Here is a 19137-nt window from a genome sequence, read left to right as displayed (position 1 = left end):
GGTGGTTCCGTCAACCCTTCATGGCGTTCACGTCTTCGACCGCGATCGAGCCACGGTTGCGGAAGAAGACAACGAGAATGGCAAGTCCGATGGCGGCCTCAGCCGCCGCGACCGTCAGCACGAAGAGCGCGAACACCTGGCCGACCAGGTCGCCGAGCGCCGCCGAAAAGGCGACGAAGTTGATATTGACCGCGAGCAGGATCAATTCGATCGACATCAGGATGACGATGATGTTGCGGCGGTTGAGGAAGATGCCGAACACGCCGAGCGTGAACAGGATCGCCGATACGGTCAGATAATGTGCGATACCGACGACCATCTCAGACTCCTTCGCCCGACTTGACCTTGCGGATTTCCATGCCGGTCGCCGCTGTGCGGCCGACCTGAGCTGCGATCGACTGCCGCTTGACCCCTTCCTTGTGGCGTAGCGTCAGGACGATGGCGCCGATCATGGCAACCAGCAGGATGAGGCCCGAAATCTGGAAGTAGTAGAGGTAGTCGGTATAGAGGATGTCGCCGAGCGCTGCCGTGTTCGAGCGCGTGGCAAGATCCGGAATGGGCTTTGCGACGGTCGAGGCGAGCTTCGGCGCGAAGGTGTAGCCGCCCAGCACGATGATCAGCTCCGCCGCCAGGATCAGCCCGACCAGCGCGCCGATCGGCGCGTATTGCAGGGCTCCCTCCTTCATCTCGGCGAAGTCGACGTCGAGCATCATGACGACGAACAGGAACAGCACCATGACGGCGCCGACATAGACGACGAGCAGGATCATCGCCAGGAACTCGGCGCCGGTCAGCATGAAAAGGCCGGCGGCGTTGAAGAAGGTCAGGATCAGGAACAGCACCGAATGCACGGGGTTGCGCGACGAAATGACCATGAACGCCGACGCCACCGCGACAAAGGCGAAGAGGTAGAAAAAGGCCGCCTCTAGTCCACTCAGCATTGGGGATCCCCCGGGTTCCTGTCCAAACAGGACAATCGTCCTGTTCGTTATCTCTGGCTTCGTCCCACTTCCGGTACCGAAGCCGCGCTGTCCTATCGCATGTTCCGATCGGGTTGAAATACCCGATCGAAAGAAACGTGCGACACTTTTGTCTTCCGGAGGATGATCTTGTCCGAAAAGTCCGCAACTTTTCGGGATCACCCTCTAGACGAGGCCTCTCGCCCCGTCCATGCGTCAAATATCAGCGGTACGGCGCGTCCAGCGAGATGTTGCGCGCCAGTTCGCGCTCCCACCGGTCGCCATTCGCCAGCAGCCTGTCCTTGTCGTAGTAGAGTTCCTCGCGTGTCTCCGTCGCGAACTCGAAATTCGGCCCCTCGACGATGGCGTCGACCGGGCAGGCTTCCTGGCAGAAGCCGCAATAGATGCACTTCACCATGTCGATGTCGTAACGCACCGTGCGGCGCGTGCCGTCATTGCGGCGCGGACCGGCCTCGATGGTGATCGCCTGCGCCGGGCAGATCGCCTCGCACAGCTTGCAGGCGATGCAGCGTTCCTCGCCATTGGGATAGCGGCGCAGCGCATGCTCGCCGCGGAAGCGCGGGCTGATCGGCCCCTTCTCGTGCGGATAGTTGATCGTCTCCTTCGGCGCGAAGAACTGGCGCATCGACAGGAAGAAGGCGCTGACGAAATCCTGCAGCAGCAGCGATTTTGCGGCCTGGGAAAGAGCGGACATCACGCAAACCCCGTGATCTTGAGGAAGGCCGCGGTGGCGACGACCATGAACAGCGAGATCGGCAGGAACACTTTCCAGCCCAGCCGCATCAGCTGGTCGTAGCGGTAGCGCGGCACGAAGGCCTTCACCATCGAGATGCCGAAGAACACGAAGCAGACCTTCAGCACGAACCAGATCACCCCGGGCACCCAGGTGAAGGGCGCGAAGTCGAAGGGCGGCAGCCAGCCGCCGAGGAACAGGATGGTCGCCAGCGCGCACATCAGCACGATGGCGACATACTCGCCGAGGAAGAACAGCAGGAACGGCGTCGACGAATATTCGACCATGTGGCCGGCGACCAGCTCCGATTCGGCTTCGACCAGATCGAAGGGCGGCCGGTTCGTCTCGGCCAGCGCCGAGATGAAGAAGATGACGAACATCGGGAACAGCGCCAGCCAGTTCCAGTCGAGGAAGGTATTGGGCAGGCCAAGCCGCGTACCGAGCCCACCCTGCTGCGACAACACGATATCGCTGAGGTTGAGCGAGCCGGCGGTAAGCAGCACGGTGACGATGACGAAGCCGATCGAGACTTCATACGACACCATCTGCGCGGCCGAGCGCAGCGCGCCGAGGAACGGATATTTCGAGTTGGATGCCCAGCCGCCCATGATCACGCCATAGACCTCGAGCGAGGAAATGGCGAAGACATAGAGGATGCCGACATTGACGTTGGCGATCGCCCAACCCTGGCTGACCGGAATCACCGCCCAGGCCGAGATCGCCAGCACGGCCGAGACCAGCGGCGCCAGCAGGAAGACACCCTTGTTGGCGCCGGACGGGATGACCGGCTCCTTGAACACGAACTTCAACAGATCGGCGAAGGCCTGCAGCGTGCCCCAGGGGCCGACGACGTTGGGGCCGCGGCGAAGCTGCACGGCCGCCCAGATCTTGCGGTCGGCGTAGAGGATGTAGGCGACGAAGATCAGCAGCACCACGATCAGCACGACCGACTTCAGCAGGATCAGCAGCGCCGGCAGCACGTAGAAGGAGAAGAAGGTGTCCATGCTTATTCCGCCGCCTGCTTGAAGCCGCTCTTGGCCAGTGCCGAGCATTCCGCCATCACGGCCGATGCCCGCGCGATCGGGTTGGTCAGATAGAAATCCTTGACCGGCGAGGTGAACGTCCCCTTGTTCAGCCGCCCGCCGAGCTTCGCCATGCCGGCGATATCCTCGGCATTGCCGGCCGCGACCTGATCGATGCGGGCGAGATGCGGATACTCGCCATAAAGCTTGGCGCGCAGCTGCGGCAGCGAATCGAACGGCAGTTTCTTGCCCAGCACATCGGACAGTGCCCGCAGGATCGCCCAGTCCTCGCGCGCATCGCCCGGTGCGAAGCCGGCGCGGTTGGTCTGCTGCACGCGACCCTCGGTGTTGACGTAGGTTCCGGACTTTTCGGTATAGGCCGCCGCAGGCAGGATGACATTGGCGCGGTGCGCGCCGGCGTCGCCATGCGTGCCGACATAGACGACGAAGGCGCCGCCGGTCTTGCTCATGTCGATCTCGTCGGCACCGAGCAGGAACAGCACGTCCGTCTCGCCCAGCATGCCGGCGACGTTCTTGCCGCCCTCGCCCGGCACGAAGCCGAGATCGAGGCCACCGACGCGCGCCGCTGCGGTGTGGAGCACGGCAAAACCGTTCCAGTCGGCGCGGGCGGCATTCACGGCCGCGGCGAGCCTGGCCGCCTGGCCGAGCACGGCCGCGCCATCTGCGCGCGCCAGAGCGCCCTGGCCGACGATAACAAGCGGGTGCGTCGCCTTCTTCAGCGTCTGGAAGAACTTGCCGTTGCCATCAGCCAAATCCTTCAGCGAGTCCGGCCCGGCGCCCAGTTGCTCGTAGTCGTAGCGCGTATCGCCAATATCGCCGATGACGCCGACCGGCAGATTGCCGAGGCGCCAGCGCTTGCGGATGCGGGTATTGAGCACCGAGGCCTCGAAGCGCGGATTGGCGCCGATGATCAGCACCGCGTCGGCCCGCTCGATGCCTTCGATGGTCGGATTGAAGATATAGCTGGCGCGTCCGAGCGCCGGATCGAGCGCGGCGCCATCCTGGCGGCAATCGATGTTCTTCGATCCGAGCGAAGCCATCAGAAGCTTCAACGCAAAGATCTCCTCGACCGCCGCGAGATCGCCCGCGATCGCGCCGATCCTCTCAGGCGTCGTCTTCGACACCGCGTCCTTGATCGAAGCGAACGCTTCGGCCCAGCTCGCCGGAACCAGCTTGCCGTCCTTGCGCACATAGGGCCGGTCGAGGCGCTGCGTGCGCAGGCCGTCCCAGATGAAGCGGGTCTTGTCGGAAATCCATTCCTCGTTCACGGCCTCGTTGACGCGCGGCAGGATGCGCATCACTTCGCGGCCACGGCTATCGACGCGGATCGCCGAACCGACGGCATCCATGACGTCGATGGATTCGGTCTTGGTCAGTTCCCACGGCCGCGCCTGGAAGGCGAAGGGCTTGGAGGTCAGCGCGCCGACCGGGCAGAGATCGATGACATTGCCCTGCAACTCCGAGGTCATTGCCTGTTCGAGATAGGTGGTGATCTCGGCATCCTCGCCACGGCCGATCAGGCCGAGTTCGGAAATGCCGGCAACCTCGGTGGTGAAGCGGACGCAGCGCGTGCAGTGGATGCAGCGGTTCATCACCGTCTTGACCAGCGGGCCGATGTACTTGTCTTCCACCGCGCGCTTGTTCTCGTGATAGCGCGAGGAATCGACGCCGAAGGCCATCGCCTGGTCCTGCAGGTCGCACTCGCCGCCCTGGTCGCAGATCGGGCAATCCAGCGGGTGATTGATCAGCAGGAATTCCATCACGCCTTCCCGGGCCTTCTTGACCATCGGCGTGTTGGTGAAGATTTCCGGCGGCTCGCCATTCGGACCGGGGCGCAGGTCGCGCACGCCCATGGCGCAGGAGGCCTGCGGCTTGGGCGGCCCACCCTTCACCTCGATCAGGCACATGCGGCAATTGCCAGCGATCGACAGCCGCTCATGGAAGCAGAAGCGCGGCACTTCCGCGCCCGCGTCTTCCGCCGCCTGCAGCAGCGTGTAGTGGTCGGGTACAGTAATTTCTTTCCCGTCGACCTTGAGCTTTGCCATTCGTCTCAAACCCCTGCGGATTTCCCGCAATCTCATTTCCCGGGCGCGACAGAAGCAGCGCCCGACATTTCTTTCACTTCTTCGCCGCCAACGCCGCTGCCTGGGCAGTCCAGTCGTCACGGCCGATACGGCCCTTGAACGACAGATAGTCGTCGACCCAGGCGATCTCCTGCGGCGACCATGCGGCGACCTGGGCGAACGTCCAGATACCGAGGCCGTTCAGCACCTTCTCCAGCTTCGGACCGATGCCCGATATCGCCTTCAGATCCGAAGGCTCCGCCGGCCTCTCCATAGCCTTGGGCTGACGGAAATCCTCGGGCATCAGCACACCGGGAGCATCGTCCGTTGCCGGACCTGCATCGGCCACGGGCGCCGTGATGGCGGCTTCCTTGGCGGCAATGTCCGTAACTTCCTGCGCAAAGGACTGCGCCTCGGCAATCATGGTCTTCGCCGTCGCCCGCGCCCTGGTGGACGACGCGTCTTCGAATTGCTCGACGCGGGCCTCGAAATCCTCGATCAGCGGCTGCATGAGGCGCTGTGACGCCTCGGCGGCACCCGAAAGCGCGCCCATCCAGACGCCGAAGGCTTGATTGGCGAGCCCCATGCCAAGCGCCGACATCGCCACCGCACCCGCGACAGGGTGCGCGAAAAGGTTGACGGCGCTGGCCATCTCCTTCGGCATCATCCTGGTCAGGTCCTGGTTCATCTTCTCGATCTGGTCCAAATTGGGCATCAATGGGTAAGGTGTCGAATACGGCGCCATAGAGTTCTCCTGGTCGTTTCTTCGTTCGCCCCGCCCCGATTTCTTCCCGCGTTCAAAAGTTTCTTTTTATTCCGCCGCCACCATCACCGGTTCGGCCCGGTGCGCGTTGCGCGAAAACTCGTCGATGCGCCGCTCCACCTCACCACGGAAATGCCGCATCAAGCCCTGGATCGGCCATGCCGCCGCATCACCCAGCGCACAGATCGTGTGACCCTCGACCTGCTTGGTGACGTCGAGCAGCATGTCGATCTCGCGCTTCTGCGCCTCGCCGCGCACCAGCCGCTCCATCACCCGCCACATCCAGCCGGTGCCCTCGCGGCACGGCGTGCACTGGCCGCAGCTTTCATGCTTGTAGAAGTAGGACAACCGCGCGATCGCCTTCACGACATCGGTCGACTTGTCCATGACGATGACGGCGGCCGTGCCGAGGCCGGATTTGAGGTCGCGCAGCGCGTCAAAATCCATCGGCGTGTCGATGATCTGCTCGGCCGGCACCAGCGGCACCGAGGCGCCGCCCGGAATGACGGCGAGTAGATTGTCCCAGCCGCCGCGGATGCCGCCGCAATGCGTCTCGATCAGTTCGCGGAACGGGATCGACATCGCCTCTTCGACGGTGCACGGATTGTTGACGTGGCCGGAAACGCAGAACAGCTTGGTGCCGACATTGTTGGGCCGGCCGAAGGACGAGAACCAAGCCGCGCCCCGACGCAGGATGGTCGGCGCCACCGCGATCGATTCGACGTTGTTGACCGTCGTCGGGCAGCCATAGAGGCCGACATTGGCCGGGAATGGCGGCTTCAGCCGGGGCTGGCCCTTCTTGCCTTCGAGGCTTTCCAGCAGCGCCGTTTCCTCGCCGCAGATATAGGCGCCGGCGCCGTGATGCATGTAGATTTCGAAATCGTAGCCCGACGTGTTGTTCTTGCCGATCAGCTTGGCCTCGTAGGCCTCCTCGATCGCTCGCTGCAGCGCCTCGCGCTCGCGGATGAACTCGCCGCGCACATAGATGTAGGCGGCAATCGCGCCCATGGCGAAACCGGCCAGGAACGCGCCTTCGACCAGCGTGTGCGGGTCGTTGCGCAGGATATCGCGGTCCTTGCAGGTGCCGGGCTCGGATTCGTCGGCGTTGATGACGAGATAGCTCGGCCGGCCGTCGCTCTGCTTGGGCATGAACGACCATTTCAGCCCGGTCGGGAAGCCGGCGCCGCCGCGTCCGCGCAGGCCCGACGCCTTCATCTCGTTGACGATCCACTCACGCCCCTTGGCGACGATGCCGGGCGTGTTGTCCCAGGCGCCGCGTGCCATGGCGCCGGCCAGCGACTTGTCGAAGAGGCCGTAGATATTGGTGAAGATGCGGTCTTTGTCCTGAAGCATTTTTCGTCCCTCAGACCGGCTTCTTGCCGAAGACGCGGATGTATTCGGCGACGCCGCCCTTGGCGAGCGCCTTGGCTTGGCGGACCCAGTCGTCGCGGTCGATGCGGCCCTGGAATGAGAGATAGCCGTCGACCCACTCGCGTTCGGCCTTCTTCCACGACGCGACCTGTGCGAAGGTGAAGATGCCTAGCGTGTGCAGGATACCCTCGATCTTCGGGCCGACCCCGGAGATCAGCTTGAGATCGTCGACCGCGGCCGGCCTGTCGATACCGGCTGGGCGATTCTTGTCCTCCAGCGACGGCTTTGCCGGCTTTGCGGCTCGCACCTTGGCTTCCGGCGCCTTGAATGCCGATGCCGGTTCGGCCCTGACCGTCGGTCCACTGCGCTGCTTGGAGACCTTCTCGACTTCCGGCGCTGCCTTGTTGGCATTGGCGGCCGAATGCAGCGGCGCAGCAACGCTCGCCGCCTTCTCCGTCGCCGGCGCCACCTTGGCCTTTGAAGGCGTCTTCAACACCGGGCTGGTCTCGGGCGTATCGGTTTTCGGCTTGCTGGCGTTGGACGGCGCGACAGGGCCGGCAGCCGGTGCCGGCACCGGCGCGGCGATGATCGCGTCGGGCGCCGCCTTGGCGGCCTTGGCTGCTTCCCGGGCTTCCCGGTCGCGGGTCGACTTGAGGATCGCCTTTTCGCTCTTCAGCGTCGTCAAACCGGAGGCCGGCTCCGAGCCGGTGCGGCCGTTCTGCGGTCCCGGCGTCACCGAAGCGCCCTTGCCGGAGTCATAGAGATCGATGATTTCGGCCAGACGCTCGGGTGTCAGATCCTCGAACGTATCCTTGAACACCATGACCATCGGTGCGTTGACGCAGGCGCCGAGGCACTCGACCTCCTCCCACGACAAGGTGCCCTTGTCGTTGGTATGGAACTGGTCGTGATGGATTTTCGAGCGGCACACATCCATCAGCGCTTCCGAGCCGCGCAGCATGCAAGGCGTGGTGCCGCAAACCTGGATGTGCGCACGGGTACCAACAGGATTCAACTGGTACTGCGTGTAGAATGTCGCGACCTCGAGCCCCCGAATACGCGGCATGCCGAGCATGTCGGAGATGGTCTCGATCGCCGCCTTGGTGACCCAGCCTTCCTGCTCCTGCGCAATCATCAGCAAGGGAATGATCGCCGACTGCTCGCGGCCCTTCGGGTACTTCTTGATCCATTGCTTGGCAGCCGCCGCGTTCGCCTTGTTGAAGGCGAAGGAGGCTGGCTGGACGCTGGCTTCTGCGAGACGGCGGACTGACATTTAGCGATCGACCTCACCAAACACGATGTCGAGGGAGCCGAGAACGGCGGTGACGTCGGCCAGCATGTGGCCGCGGCACAGGAAATCCATGGCTTGCAGATGCGCAAAACCGGGGGCGCGCAGCTTGCAGCGGTAGGGCTTGTTGGTGCCGTCCGAGACCAGATAGACGCCGAACTCCCCCTTCGGCGCCTCGACCGCCGCATAGACCTCGCCGGCCGGCACGCGGTAGCCTTCGGTATAAAGCTTGAAGTGATGTATCAGCGCTTCCATCGAGCGCTTCATCGCCGCGCGCTTGGGTGGCACCACCTTGCCGTCGAGGTTCGACACCGGGCCGGTGCTTTCCTTGCCGAGCAGCAGGTCGACGCACTGGCGCATGATCCGTGCCGACTGGCGCATTTCTTCCATGCGCAAGAGATAACGGTCGAAGCAGTCGCCGTTCTTGCCGATCGGGATGTCGAAATCCATTTCCGAATAGCACTCATAAGGCTGCGACTTGCGCAGATCCCACGGCGAACCCGAGCCGCGCACCATGACGCCCGAAAAGCCCCAGGCCCAGGCGTCGGCCAGCGAAACGATACCGATATCGACATTGCGCTGCTTGAAGATACGGTTGCCGGTGAGCAGCTTGTCGAGATCGTCGAGCGATTTCAGGAACGGGTCGATCCATTTGCCGATGTCCTCGACCAGCTGCCGCGGCAGATCCTGGTGGACACCGCCGGGCCGGAAATAGGCCGCATGCATGCGCGAGCCCGAGGCGCGCTCATAGAACACCATCAGCTTTTCGCGCTCGACGAAGCCCCACAGCGGCGGCGTCAGCGCGCCGACGTCCATCGCCTGCGTCGTCACATTGAGGATGTGCGACATGATGCGGCCGATCTCGCAATAGAGCACGCGGATCAGCTGGCCGCGCCTCGGCACCTCGATGCCTAGCAGGCGCTCGGCGGCGAGCGCGAAGGCGTGCTCCTGGTTCATCGGCGCGCAATAGTCGAGCCGATCGAGATAAGGCACCGCCTGCAGATAGGTCTTTGCCTCGATCAGCTTTTCCGTACCGCGATGCAGCAGGCCGATATGCGGATCGACGCGGTCGACGACTTCGCCGTCGAGCTCCAGAACAAGGCGCAAAACGCCATGCGCGGCAGGATGCTGCGGGCCGAAATTGATGTTGAAGTTGCGGACGGAGGTTTCAGCCATTCTGGCGCCTCAATTCGTCTTGGCTTTTTCGTCCCCGGGGAGAACGTAGTCGGTTCCCTCCCACGGGCTCAAAAAGTCAAAGTTCCTGAATTCCTGCTTCAGTTCCACAGGCTCGTAAATGACGCGCTTGGCTTCGTCGTCGTAGCGCACTTCGACGAAACCGGTCAGCGGGAAATCCTTGCGCAGCGGATGGCCTTCGAAACCGTAGTCGGTCAGCAGGCGGCGCAGGTCCGGATGACCCGAAAACAGCACGCCATAGAGATCGTAGGTCTCGCGCTCGAACCAGTCGGCGCCGGGATAGATGCCGGTGATCGACGGCACCATCGTCTCCTCGTCGGCCTGCACCTTGACGCGGATGCGCACATTCTGTTTCGGCGACAACAGGTGATAGACGACGTCGAAGCGCTTGGCCCGCGACGGATAGTCGGCGCCGCAGACATCGATGATCGATATGAACTGGCAGCGCGCATCGTCGCGCAGGAAAGTCATCACTTCGACCAGATCGCCCGGCTCGACCTGGACGGTGAGCTCGCCATAGGCGAGCACCGCATCGCCGAAGCGGCCAGGCAGCTTCTCGCCGAGATAGGTCGACAGTTCGCTAAGGGATGCGGCCATTGATTTACCGTTCGATCGTGCCGGTGCGGCGGATCTTCTTCTGCAGGAGAAGAATGCCGTAGAGCAGGGCTTCGGCGCTCGGCGGGCAGCCGGGCACATAGATGTCGACGGGCACGACGCGGTCGCAGCCACGCACCACCGAATAGGAATAATGATAATAGCCGCCGCCATTGGCGCAGGAGCCCATCGAGATGACGTAGCGGGGCTCCGGCATCTGGTCGTAGACCTTGCGCAGTGCCGGCGCCATCTTGTTGGTCAGCGTGCCGGCCACGATCATGATGTCTGACTGGCGCGGGGACGCGCGCGGCGCGACGCCGAACCGCTCCGAATCGTAGCGCGGCATCGAGGTGTGGATCATCTCGACGGCGCAGCACGCAAGGCCGAAGGTCATGAACATCAGCGAGCCGCTGCGCGCCCAGGTGATCAGCGCCTCGGTCGAGGTGACCAGAAAACCCTTGTCGGCAAGCTCATTGTTGATTTCGAGGAAGAAGGGATCGTCCTGCCCCACCGGCTTGCCGGTGTTGGGATCGATGATACCCTTGGGCTTCGGCGCGACGAGGGTGCCTGAACTGTCGTTCAATCCCATTCCAGCGCTCCTTTTTTCCATTCATAGGCAAAGCCGATTGTCAGCACCGCCAAAAACACCATCATCGACCAGAAACCGAGCATGCCGATCTTCGAGAAAGACACCGCCCAGGGAAACAGGAAGGCCACTTCGAGATCGAAGATGATGAACAGGATCGACACCAGGTAGAAACGGATGTCGAACTTCATGCGGGCGTCGTCGAACGAGTTGAATCCGCATTCATAGGCGGACAGCTTCTCGGGATCCGGGTTGCGGTAGGCTACCAGGAACGGCGCCGCGAGCAGCGCCAGACCGACCACCAGCGCCACGCCGATAAACAGGACGATGGGCAGGTACGAACTGAGGAGTGCGTTCATGCAGCGGCTTTCCGTTGGCGCCAATCCACGTTGATTACAGCACCGGACCTTATTGCGGAAGCGTGACAGATTAACCGCTGAACCGTTTTAAGGAGCCTATGCTGCAACGCGGCGAGGGTTAGCGCAGCACTTCCAGCGAAGCAAGTCAAACCTTGTTCAAAACACCGAGCTGGACGGCAATCCGGGAGAAACTGGTCCCATATGCTCCTGTTTGATTTCCTTCGTCTTTTACTCCACTTTTCTCTCCTGACAAGGTTGCCGCCAAAACCCTGCTAGCATGGACAGGAATCACCCCCCGCAACGCCAGACAGGTCCACCAGAGACGCATCCGCATGAAGGAAAAGATCTCGCTTGCCGCCGCCCGGCGCATCGCGCTCGCCGCTCAGGGATTTCTCGATCCCCGCCCCGCCGGCACGCCCGACCGCCGCCACTTCGCCCGCGTTCTGTCTCGCACCGGCCTGCTGCAGATCGATTCCGTCAGTGCGGTGGTTCGCGCCCATTACATGCCCCTCTATTCGCGTCTTGGCCCCTATCCCGTCGCTTTGCTCGACAACGCCGCCGTGACCCGCAAGCGCACTGTGTTCGAATACTGGGCGCATGAGGCCTCATTCCTGCCGGTCGAGACCTACCCGCTGATGCGCTGGCGCATGCGGCGCGCCGAGCAAGGCGATGAAATGTATCTGGGGCTGGCCAAATGGGGCCGTGAGCACGCCGCCTATATAGAAGAGATCTACCGCGAAGTCGTGGAACGCGGGCCGATCGCCGCTTCCGCGCTGGAAGGCCAGAAAGGCTCCGGCGGCTGGTGGGGCTGGAGCCACGCCAAGCACGCCTTCGAATGGCTGTTCTGGGCCGGGCGCATCACCACGGCGCACCGGCGCGGCTTCGAGCGCTTCTACGACTTGCCGGAGCGCGTGCTGCCGCAGGCGATCCTCGACCTGCCAGTACCAGCCGCCGAGGATGCGCATCGCGAATTGCTGCGCATCTCCGCCCGCGCCCATGGCGTGGCGACATCAGGCGACCTGCGCGATTATTTTCGACTCTCCCCCGCCGACATGAAAGGCCGCCTGGAGGAACTGGTCGAGACCGGCGAGTTGCTACCGGTGCGGGTCGAGGGCTGGGACAAGCCGGCATACCTTCATAGGGACGCGCGCTTGCCACGCAAGATCGACGCCCGCGCCCTGCTGGCGCCGTTCGATCCGGTCGTCTTCGAGCGCTCGCGCAGCGAGCGGCTGTTCGATTTCCGCTACCGCATCGAGATCTACACTCCCGCCGACAAGCGCCAATATGGCTACTACGTCCTGCCCTTCCTGCTCGGCGACAGGATCGTGGCGCGCGTCGACCTCAAAGCTGACCGGCCGGCAAGTGTCCTGCGTGTCCATGCCGCTTACGCCGAGCCCGGCGCACCGCCCGAAACCACCGCTCAGCTCTCCGAGGAATTGAAGCAGATGCAGGGCTGGCTTGGCCTCGAACGCATCGAAGTGACGCCCGCCGGCGATCTAGGCCCGGCGCTGTCCGACATCGCGGTGTCGTAAGCTCGCGTTGACACCGCTGCCCGCAAGAGCCTAAATCCAATCCAGACGGTCTCCTCTCGGCAAAGGGAGGGGCCAAGAGGGAATGCGGTGCGGGATTGAAAATCCCAAATCCGCGGCTGTCCCCGCAACTGTGAGCGAAGAGCCAAGGCCGAAAGCCACTGGGATTGTCCCGGGAAGGCGGCTACCCAAGGCGATGACCCGCGAGCCAGGAGACCTGCCGTCTGGAATGCAAGAATCCGATCGCCCGGCGGGTTTTCCGGGCAAGGAGCCTGATTTGGATCGCGACAGCAGTTTTTCGGCTGAAACAACGGACATTTCGTCCGGCGGGGATGATTCCCTGGCCGGCATCACTGTCATCGTCTGCGCCTCCTGTCGCGACGAGACCGGCTCCGATGCTCATCCCCGGGCCGGCGAACTTTTGGCTGAAGATACGCGCCAAGCCGCCTCGGGCGACAACATCCGCATCCGCACCGTCGAATGCCTCGGCAATTGCAAGCGCCGGCTGAGCGCCGCAATCCTGCGCGACGGATGCTGGAGCTATGTGTTTGGCGATCTGACCCCGACCAGCGGTGCCGATCTCGTCACCGGCGCGAAACTCTTCGCCACCTCCAGCGACGGCCTCATTCCCTGGCGGGGCAGGCCCGATAGCCTCAAACGCGGCCTCGTTGCCCGCATCCCTCCCCTCGACATGCTGAAAGACTGATATGACCGCATCCGTTTCCCGCGTTCCCTGCACCGTCGTCACCGGCTTCCTCGGCGCCGGCAAGACGACCCTTGTCCGCCATCTCCTGGAAAACGCCGGCGGCAAACGGATTGCCATCATCGTCAACGAGTTCGGCGACATCGGCATCGACGGCGAAATCCTCAAGGGCTGCGGCATCGACACCTGCCCCGAGGAAAACATCGTCGAACTGGCCAATGGCTGCATCTGCTGCACCGTCGCCGACGATTTCGTGCCGGCGCTCGACCAGATCCTGTCCCTGACGCCGAAGGTCGACCATATCCTGATCGAAACCTCGGGCCTCGCTCTGCCCAAGCCGCTGGTCCAGGCTTTCCAGTGGCCGTCGGTGAAGAGCCGCGTGACCGTCGATGGCGTCATCGCCGTGGTCGACGGTCCCGCACTTGCCGAAGGCCGGGTTGCCAACGACATGGAAGCCCTGCGGGCGCAGCGCGCCGGGGATGAAAGCCTCGACCATGATGATCCGGTCGAGGAAGTGTTCGAGGACCAGATCGCCTGCGCCGATCTGATCATCCTGTCGAAGAGCGACCTGATGGACGCCGACGGCTCGGCCCGCGCTAACAGCATCATCGGCAAACACGCCGCCCGCGCCGTGAAGATCGTGCCGACGTCTCATGGCAAGGTCGATCCCTCGGTGCTGCTCGGCCTCGGGCTCGCCGTCGAGGACGATATCGAGAACCGCAAATCCCATCACGACGGCGCATTCGACCACGAGCATGACGACTTCGACACGTTCATCGTCGACATTCCCTCGATCGCCAATCCCGACGAGCTGGCAAAGCGCGTCGCCGCGGCCGCCGAACAGGAGAACGTGTTGCGGGTGAAAGGCTTCGTCGAGGTCGGCGGCAAGCCGATGCGGCTCCTGCTGCAGGCCGTCGGCCCGCGCGTCAATCACTACTATGACCGCGCCTGGACCGCCGGGGACGACCGTCGTTCGCGCCTGGTCGTCATCGGCCTCAAGGGGCTGAACCGGCCGGCGATCGAACGCATACTCGCCGGCTGATTTTCGGGCACGGGCGCGATGCACATCCTCACCACGACCTCCGCCTCGCTCGACGATCTCGCCGAGCCTGTCGATCTCAGGCAGACGCCGGCGGATATCGTGGCTCTATCCTTCACCGACAGCGACCTCGCCGGGCTGGCGGCGGCATGGAAGGCCGACGCCGATCGCCTGCCCTCGATGCGGCTGGCGGCACTGCGCGACCTGCGCCATCCCATGTCGGTCGACCTCTGGGTCGACAGCGTCGCCCGCCACGCCAAGGTCGTCCTGGTGCGTATCCTCGGCGGTTACGACTGGTGGCGCTATGGCTGCGACCAACTGGCGGCAATTGCCCGCGAACGCGGCATAAGACTGGCGCTGCTTCCCGGTGAAAGCCATGACGAGGATCTCAGGCTGATCGAAGCCTCGACGCTGCCCCGCGCCGAACTCGACGGCCTGCTCGGCTATTTCCGCGAGGGCGGCCCGGCCAATATGAACGCGCTGGTGCACAGGCTGGCGGGCTTGGCCGGACAGGATACATCAGTCGCCAGTCCGGTCAGCGTGCCGAAGGCCGGCTACTATCAGTCTGGATTGGGGGTCGTGGAGAAGCCGGACCTTTCAAATGTCGGCGCTCCCATTGTCCCTATTCTCTTCTATCGATCGATGCTGCTCGCGGCCGATGTCGCCCCGATCGATGCGCTGGCCGAGGCGTTGCGCTCCCAGGGACTGGCACCGGTCCCGATCTTCGTTTCCAGTCTCAAGGATCCGGTTTCCCTGGCGTTCGCCGAAAGTGCCATCGCATCGCTGAGACCGGCCGCCATCATCGCCGCGACCGCTTTCGCGTCCGGCGCCGAGCCCGGCGTGGAAACCCTGTTCGACCGCGCCGGCGTGCCTGTCTTCCAGGTCATCGTCGCCACCACACGCCGCGACGTCTGGGAAAACAACCAGCGCGGGCTGGCACCCGCCGACCTTGCCATGCATGTCGTGCTGCCCGAACTCGATGGCCGCATCCTTGCCGGCGCCATTTCCTTCAAGGGCGAGAGTGATGTCGACCCGGCGCTGGGCCACCGTGCGTTGGCCAACCAGCCGCAAGCGGATCGTGTGGAGCAAGTGGCTAAGCGCGTAGCGGCCTTCATCCGTTTGCAAGAGACCCCGCGCGCCGAACGCAAGCTGGCGATCCTCATTCCCGATTATCCCAGCGCCCCCGGCCGCACCGGCTATGCGGTCGGGCTGGATGTGCCGTCCAGCGTGATCGCCATGCTGCACGACTTGAGGGAACAGGGCTACGCCGTTGAGGGGATTCCACAAACACCGCGTGAATTGCTGGATTTGCTGAAACGCGGTGACAATGGGCTGAGGCTGGACGACTATCACTCCTTTTCGACGGAGTTACCGACAGCGGCAATGGCTGCGGTAGAGGCTGCCTGGGGCAGAGCGGAAGATGGGACAGACTTTCGCGAGGCGCCCCCCTCTGTCCTGCCGGACATCTCCCCCACATGGGGGGAGATTTTGCCCGCACCTCCGCTTTCGCCAATTTCCAAGGCTACAGAACGGGCGCCAGCGGTGAAGCTGCCAATCTCCCCCCTCGTGGGGGAGATGTCCGGCAGGACAGAGGGGGGCGCTCAAGCGCCAGCCGCCGCAAGCTTCCCCTTCCGCGCCGCGCATTTCGGCAACATCACCGTGGCCCTCGCTCCCGACCGCGGCCGTTCCGCCGACCGCCGCGCCGACTACCACGATCCGACGCTGCCTCCGCGCCACGCTTTGATCGCCTTCGGCCTATGGCTGCGCAGATCGCTCGGCGTCCATGCCTTGATCCATGTCGGCGCCCACGGCACGCTGGAATGGCTGCCCGGCAAGACGGTGGCGCTCTCGCAAGCCTGTTTTCCCGAGATCGTGACCGGCTGCCTGCCCGTCATCTATCCCTTCATCGTCTCCAACCCCGGCGAAGCGGCGCAGGCCAAACGACGCATTGCCGCGGTCACGCTTGGTCATCTGCCGCCGCCGCTGACAGGCGCCGGACTGGACGAGGGCCAGCACAAGCTCGAGCGGCTGGTCGACGAATATGCCCAGGCCGACGGCCTCGACCGCCGCCGCCGCGACCGTCTCGCCAGGTTGATTGTCGAAACCGCGCAAAAGACCGGTCTCGCCTCCGAAGCCGGCGTCGCCGCGACCGACGCGCCCGATGAAGCGCTGCGCCGCATCGACGCCTGGCTCTGCGACCTCAAGGATTTCGCCATCAAGGATGGGCTGCATGTCTACGGCCGCGTCCCAGGCGACGAGCCGGACCCCATGCGCCGGCAAAGCGCGGAAGCCGAGAAGGCCGGGCTGCTCGCCGCGCTCGATGGCCGCCACGTCAAGGCTGGCCCGGCCGGCGCGCCCGCGCGCGGCCGCTCCGACGTGCTGCCGACAGGCCGTAACCTGTTCACCTCGGACCCGCGCACCATGCCGACGCCGACCGCCTATGATCTCGGCAAGGTGGCTGCCGAGGAAGTGGTGCGCGGCTACATGCAATCGCATGGCGACTGGCCCCGCTCCTTGGTCATCGATCTCTGGGGCTCGGCCTCGCTGCGTACCGGCGGCGAGGAGATTGCGCAAGGCCTGGCGCTGATGGGCTGCCGGCCGCAATGGGATGCTGCCACCGGCCGCATCACCGGCATCGAGGTGCTGCCGCCGGCTACGCTCGGCCGCCCGCGCGTCGACGTCACCTGGCGCATATCAGGCCTGTTCCGCGACATGTTCCCGACCCAGATCGCACTGATCGACGCCGCAGCCAAAGCCGTTGCCGCGCGCGACGAGGACGATTCGGAAAATCCGCTCGCCGCCAGGACCCGCGCCGACGGCAAGGTCAGCCCGCGCATCTTCGGCACCTCGCCCGGCACTTACGGCGCCGGCGTCGAGGAGATTTTGTCCAGCGGCGACTGGGCGGCGCGCGAAGAGATCGGCCGCGCCTATCTCGACGCCACTTCGCATGCCTACGGCGGTGCCGGCGGCGAAGGCGTCTCGGCACCCGGAGCGTTTGAAGGCCGCATCGCCGAGGCCGATCTTCTCGTCCACACTGGCGACGACCCTGGCCGCGACATTCTCGAAGGCTCGGCCGACGTCGCCTTCATCGGCGGCTTTTCGGCCGCCTTGGCCACACTCGGCAGGAACGCCGACGTCATCGTGCTCGACACCACGGATCCGCAAAAGCCGAAATCGCGATCGGTTGGCGAGGCGGTGTCGCGCGTGGTGCGCGCCCGTGCCGTCAACGCCCGCTTCATATCAGGGCAGATGCGCCACGGTCCGCGCGGCGCCTCCGAATTCGCCGAGACGGTCGATCGGCTGGTCGGCTTCGCCGAGACCACCCATGCCATTTCAGGCGCGCTGATCGAGGCGGTGCATGATGCCTATCTCGGCGATGCGGAAGTCCGCGCCTTCATCCTGCGCGAAAATCCCGCCGCCGCCAAAGTCATCGCCGAGCGTTTCCTATCGGCGCGCCGGCGTGGTCTCTGGCATCCCTTGCGCAATTCCATCGACGACGATCTCGCCGCACTGATTGTCGAGGCCAACGCGCTCGGGGTCGCGGCATGAACGCCTTCTCGCGCCGTGGCGCCTGCCCTGCCTTGTCGGCGCCGATGCAGACAGGCGACGGCCTGCTGGTGCGGCTTAATCCGGTCACTGAAGGCTTATCGCCGAAGCTCTTGATCGAGCTGGCCGAATCCGCCCTGCGGCACGGTAACGGCATCATGGAGGTGACGGCGCGCGGCAGCCTGCAGATACGCGGCCTGACGGCGGAAAGCGCTGCCTTGCTGGCGGCGGAGGTGGATGCATTGGGAATCGCGGTGCGCACCGGGGTGCCGATCGAGACCGGCCCGCTGGCCGGCATTGACCCGCAGGAGATCGCCGATCCGAGGCTAATGGCTGGGCGCATTCGGATGGCCGTTGAAGAAGCCGGGCTAGCAACAAGGTTGGGGCCGAAGGTTGCGGTGATCGTCGACGGCGGCGGGCAACTGACGCTGGACGGCGTGGCGGCCGATGTCAGGTTGAAAGTGGTGCGGTCCGATATAGCCAGCCGTTGGCTTGTGTCCGTCGCGGGTGATGGGCAGACCGCGAGGTCGCTCACTGTCGCGGATGAAGATGCGGCGCGCGACATTGCCGTCGCGGCGCTGCGGATGGTTGCCGAGAAAGGCCGCGAGGCGCACACACGGGATTTGTCGGGGCGGCAATTGGCGTCTCTTGCAAGCTGGCACTCTACGGCGCCCCCCTCTGTCCTGTCCGGCAGGACAGAGGGGGGCGCCGTAGAGCATAGTCGCCTGGCGATCGGCCTCTTCAACCTGAACAACGGCCACGCCCTCGGCATCGGCCTCCCCTACGGCAGCATGCCGGCGGACAAAATCATCGGCCTCGCGCAAAGCGCCCTCGCCTTCGACACCACCGAAATCCGCCTCGCCCCCGGCCGCGCCCTGCTGTTCCTAGGTCAGCCGGCGGACACCAGTCAGCCTCTACAGCAAACCGCCACGACCCTCGGCTTCGTCACCTCCGCCACCGACCCCCGCACGCGCATCGCGGCTTGCCCCGGCGCGCCGGCCTGCGCGTCCGGCCGGATCGCGACCCGTGACATCGCCGAGGCGATCGCCGCCGAAAACGCCGACACCCTCGACTTCACCCTGCACATTTCCGGCTGCGCAAAAGGCTGCGCACATCCGGGCCCGGCAGCACTCACAATTGTCGGCGACGAAAACGGAGCCGGACTTGTCGTGAACGCGACGGCAAAGGCTCTTCCTGCCGGCTACAGGCCGGGCTATGACGCCGCGCGCGGCATCAGCCGCGTCGCGGCGATGATCCACAGCGCACGATTTCAAGGCGAAGCCGCCGCCGCTTGCCTGACAAGGCTGGGCACGGCCGGCATCGCCGAGACCTACAAACAGGAATGA

The 19137-nt window shown here is 64.5% G+C and carries 17 protein-coding genes and 1 riboswitch; of the genes, 5 read left to right on the top strand and 12 right to left on the bottom strand.

What is annotated here, in order from left to right; translation table 11 throughout:
• Positions 1–10: 10 nt before the first annotated feature.
• The 12 genes from nuoK to FJ970_RS15950 form a co-directional block, all read right to left on the bottom strand.
• Positions 11–319 carry an NADH-quinone oxidoreductase subunit NuoK gene (nuoK, locus tag FJ970_RS16005; RefSeq protein WP_140758028.1) on the bottom strand — a complete coding sequence of 103 codons (309 nt, stop codon included), beginning with the start codon at positions 317–319 and terminating at the stop codon, positions 11–13.
• Position 320: 1 nt separating this feature from the next.
• Entirely contained in the window at positions 321–941 is a 621-nt protein-coding gene (locus FJ970_RS16000; protein WP_140758029.1) for an NADH-quinone oxidoreductase subunit J, read from the bottom strand.
• 241 nt (positions 942–1182) lie between these two features.
• Positions 1183–1674 (bottom strand): NADH-quinone oxidoreductase subunit NuoI, encoded by a 492-nt coding sequence (gene nuoI / locus FJ970_RS15995; RefSeq protein ID WP_027025978.1) that lies wholly within the window; start codon positions 1672–1674, stop codon positions 1183–1185.
• A complete protein-coding gene (gene nuoH / locus FJ970_RS15990) occupies positions 1674–2717 on the bottom strand; it encodes an NADH-quinone oxidoreductase subunit NuoH (protein WP_015317345.1) in 1044 nt (347 codons plus the stop codon). Before nuoH ends, nuoI begins: the two co-directional genes overlap by 1 nt.
• Before the next feature lie 2 nt (positions 2718–2719).
• Complete coding sequence (gene nuoG / locus FJ970_RS15985; RefSeq protein ID WP_140758030.1) at positions 2720–4801, bottom strand: NADH-quinone oxidoreductase subunit NuoG; 2082 nt, start codon at positions 4799–4801, stop codon at positions 2720–2722.
• A 73-nt stretch (positions 4802–4874) separates the two neighbouring features.
• The gene (locus FJ970_RS15980; protein ID WP_140758031.1) at positions 4875–5564 is read right to left on the bottom strand and encodes an NADH-ubiquinone dehydrogenase; all 690 of its coding nucleotides are present in this window, start codon (positions 5562–5564) and stop codon (positions 4875–4877) included.
• A gap of 66 nt (positions 5565–5630) precedes the next feature.
• Complete coding sequence (gene nuoF / locus FJ970_RS15975) at positions 5631–6935, bottom strand: NADH-quinone oxidoreductase subunit NuoF (RefSeq protein ID WP_015317342.1); 1305 nt, start codon at positions 6933–6935, stop codon at positions 5631–5633.
• Between the two features lie 10 nt (positions 6936–6945).
• Entirely contained in the window at positions 6946–8226 is a 1281-nt protein-coding gene (locus FJ970_RS15970; protein WP_140758032.1) for an NADH-quinone oxidoreductase subunit E, read from the bottom strand.
• Positions 8227–9417, bottom strand: coding sequence for an NADH-quinone oxidoreductase subunit D (locus FJ970_RS15965; RefSeq protein WP_140758033.1), 1191 nt, complete (start codon positions 9415–9417; stop codon positions 8227–8229).
• A gap of 9 nt (positions 9418–9426) precedes the next feature.
• Positions 9427–10032, bottom strand: a complete 606-nt coding sequence (locus tag FJ970_RS15960; RefSeq protein ID WP_140758034.1) for an NADH-quinone oxidoreductase subunit C — start codon at positions 10030–10032, stop codon at positions 9427–9429.
• A 4-nt stretch (positions 10033–10036) separates the two neighbouring features.
• Entirely contained in the window at positions 10037–10618 is a 582-nt protein-coding gene (locus FJ970_RS15955) for a NuoB/complex I 20 kDa subunit family protein (protein ID WP_013894808.1), read from the bottom strand.
• Positions 10609–10974 (bottom strand): NADH-quinone oxidoreductase subunit A, encoded by a 366-nt coding sequence (locus FJ970_RS15950; RefSeq protein ID WP_010910112.1) that lies wholly within the window; start codon positions 10972–10974, stop codon positions 10609–10611. Before FJ970_RS15950 ends, FJ970_RS15955 begins: the two co-directional genes overlap by 10 nt.
• Positions 10975–11306: 332 nt before the next feature.
• Between FJ970_RS15950 and FJ970_RS15945 the strand changes: the two genes are divergently transcribed.
• The 5 genes from FJ970_RS15945 to cobG all read left to right on the top strand — a co-directional run bounded on the left by FJ970_RS15945 (position 11307) and on the right by cobG (position 19137).
• Complete coding sequence (locus FJ970_RS15945; RefSeq protein ID WP_140758035.1) at positions 11307–12506, top strand: winged helix-turn-helix domain-containing protein; 1200 nt, start codon at positions 11307–11309, stop codon at positions 12504–12506.
• A 29-nt stretch (positions 12507–12535) separates the two neighbouring features.
• Positions 12536–12743: riboswitch (cobalamin riboswitch) on the top strand.
• A gap of 37 nt (positions 12744–12780) precedes the next feature.
• Positions 12781–13209, top strand: coding sequence for a DUF1636 family protein (locus FJ970_RS15940; RefSeq protein ID WP_140758036.1), 429 nt, complete (start codon positions 12781–12783; stop codon positions 13207–13209).
• 1 nt (position 13210) lies between these two features.
• Positions 13211–14248, top strand: coding sequence for a cobalamin biosynthesis protein CobW (gene cobW / locus FJ970_RS15935; RefSeq protein ID WP_140758037.1), 1038 nt, complete (start codon positions 13211–13213; stop codon positions 14246–14248).
• An 18-nt stretch (positions 14249–14266) separates the two neighbouring features.
• Positions 14267–17794, top strand: a complete 3528-nt coding sequence (locus FJ970_RS15930; RefSeq protein ID WP_227791800.1) for a cobaltochelatase subunit CobN — start codon at positions 14267–14269, stop codon at positions 17792–17794.
• On the top strand, positions 17791–19137 hold the full coding sequence (gene cobG, locus FJ970_RS15925) for a precorrin-3B synthase (protein ID WP_140758039.1): 1347 nt from the start codon (positions 17791–17793) through the stop codon (positions 19135–19137). Before FJ970_RS15930 ends, cobG begins: the two co-directional genes overlap by 4 nt.

The organism is Mesorhizobium sp. B2-1-8, from assembly GCF_006442545.2.
Classification (GTDB): domain Bacteria; phylum Pseudomonadota; class Alphaproteobacteria; order Rhizobiales; family Rhizobiaceae; genus Mesorhizobium.
This window is presented reverse-complemented; position numbering and strand designations above follow the sequence as displayed.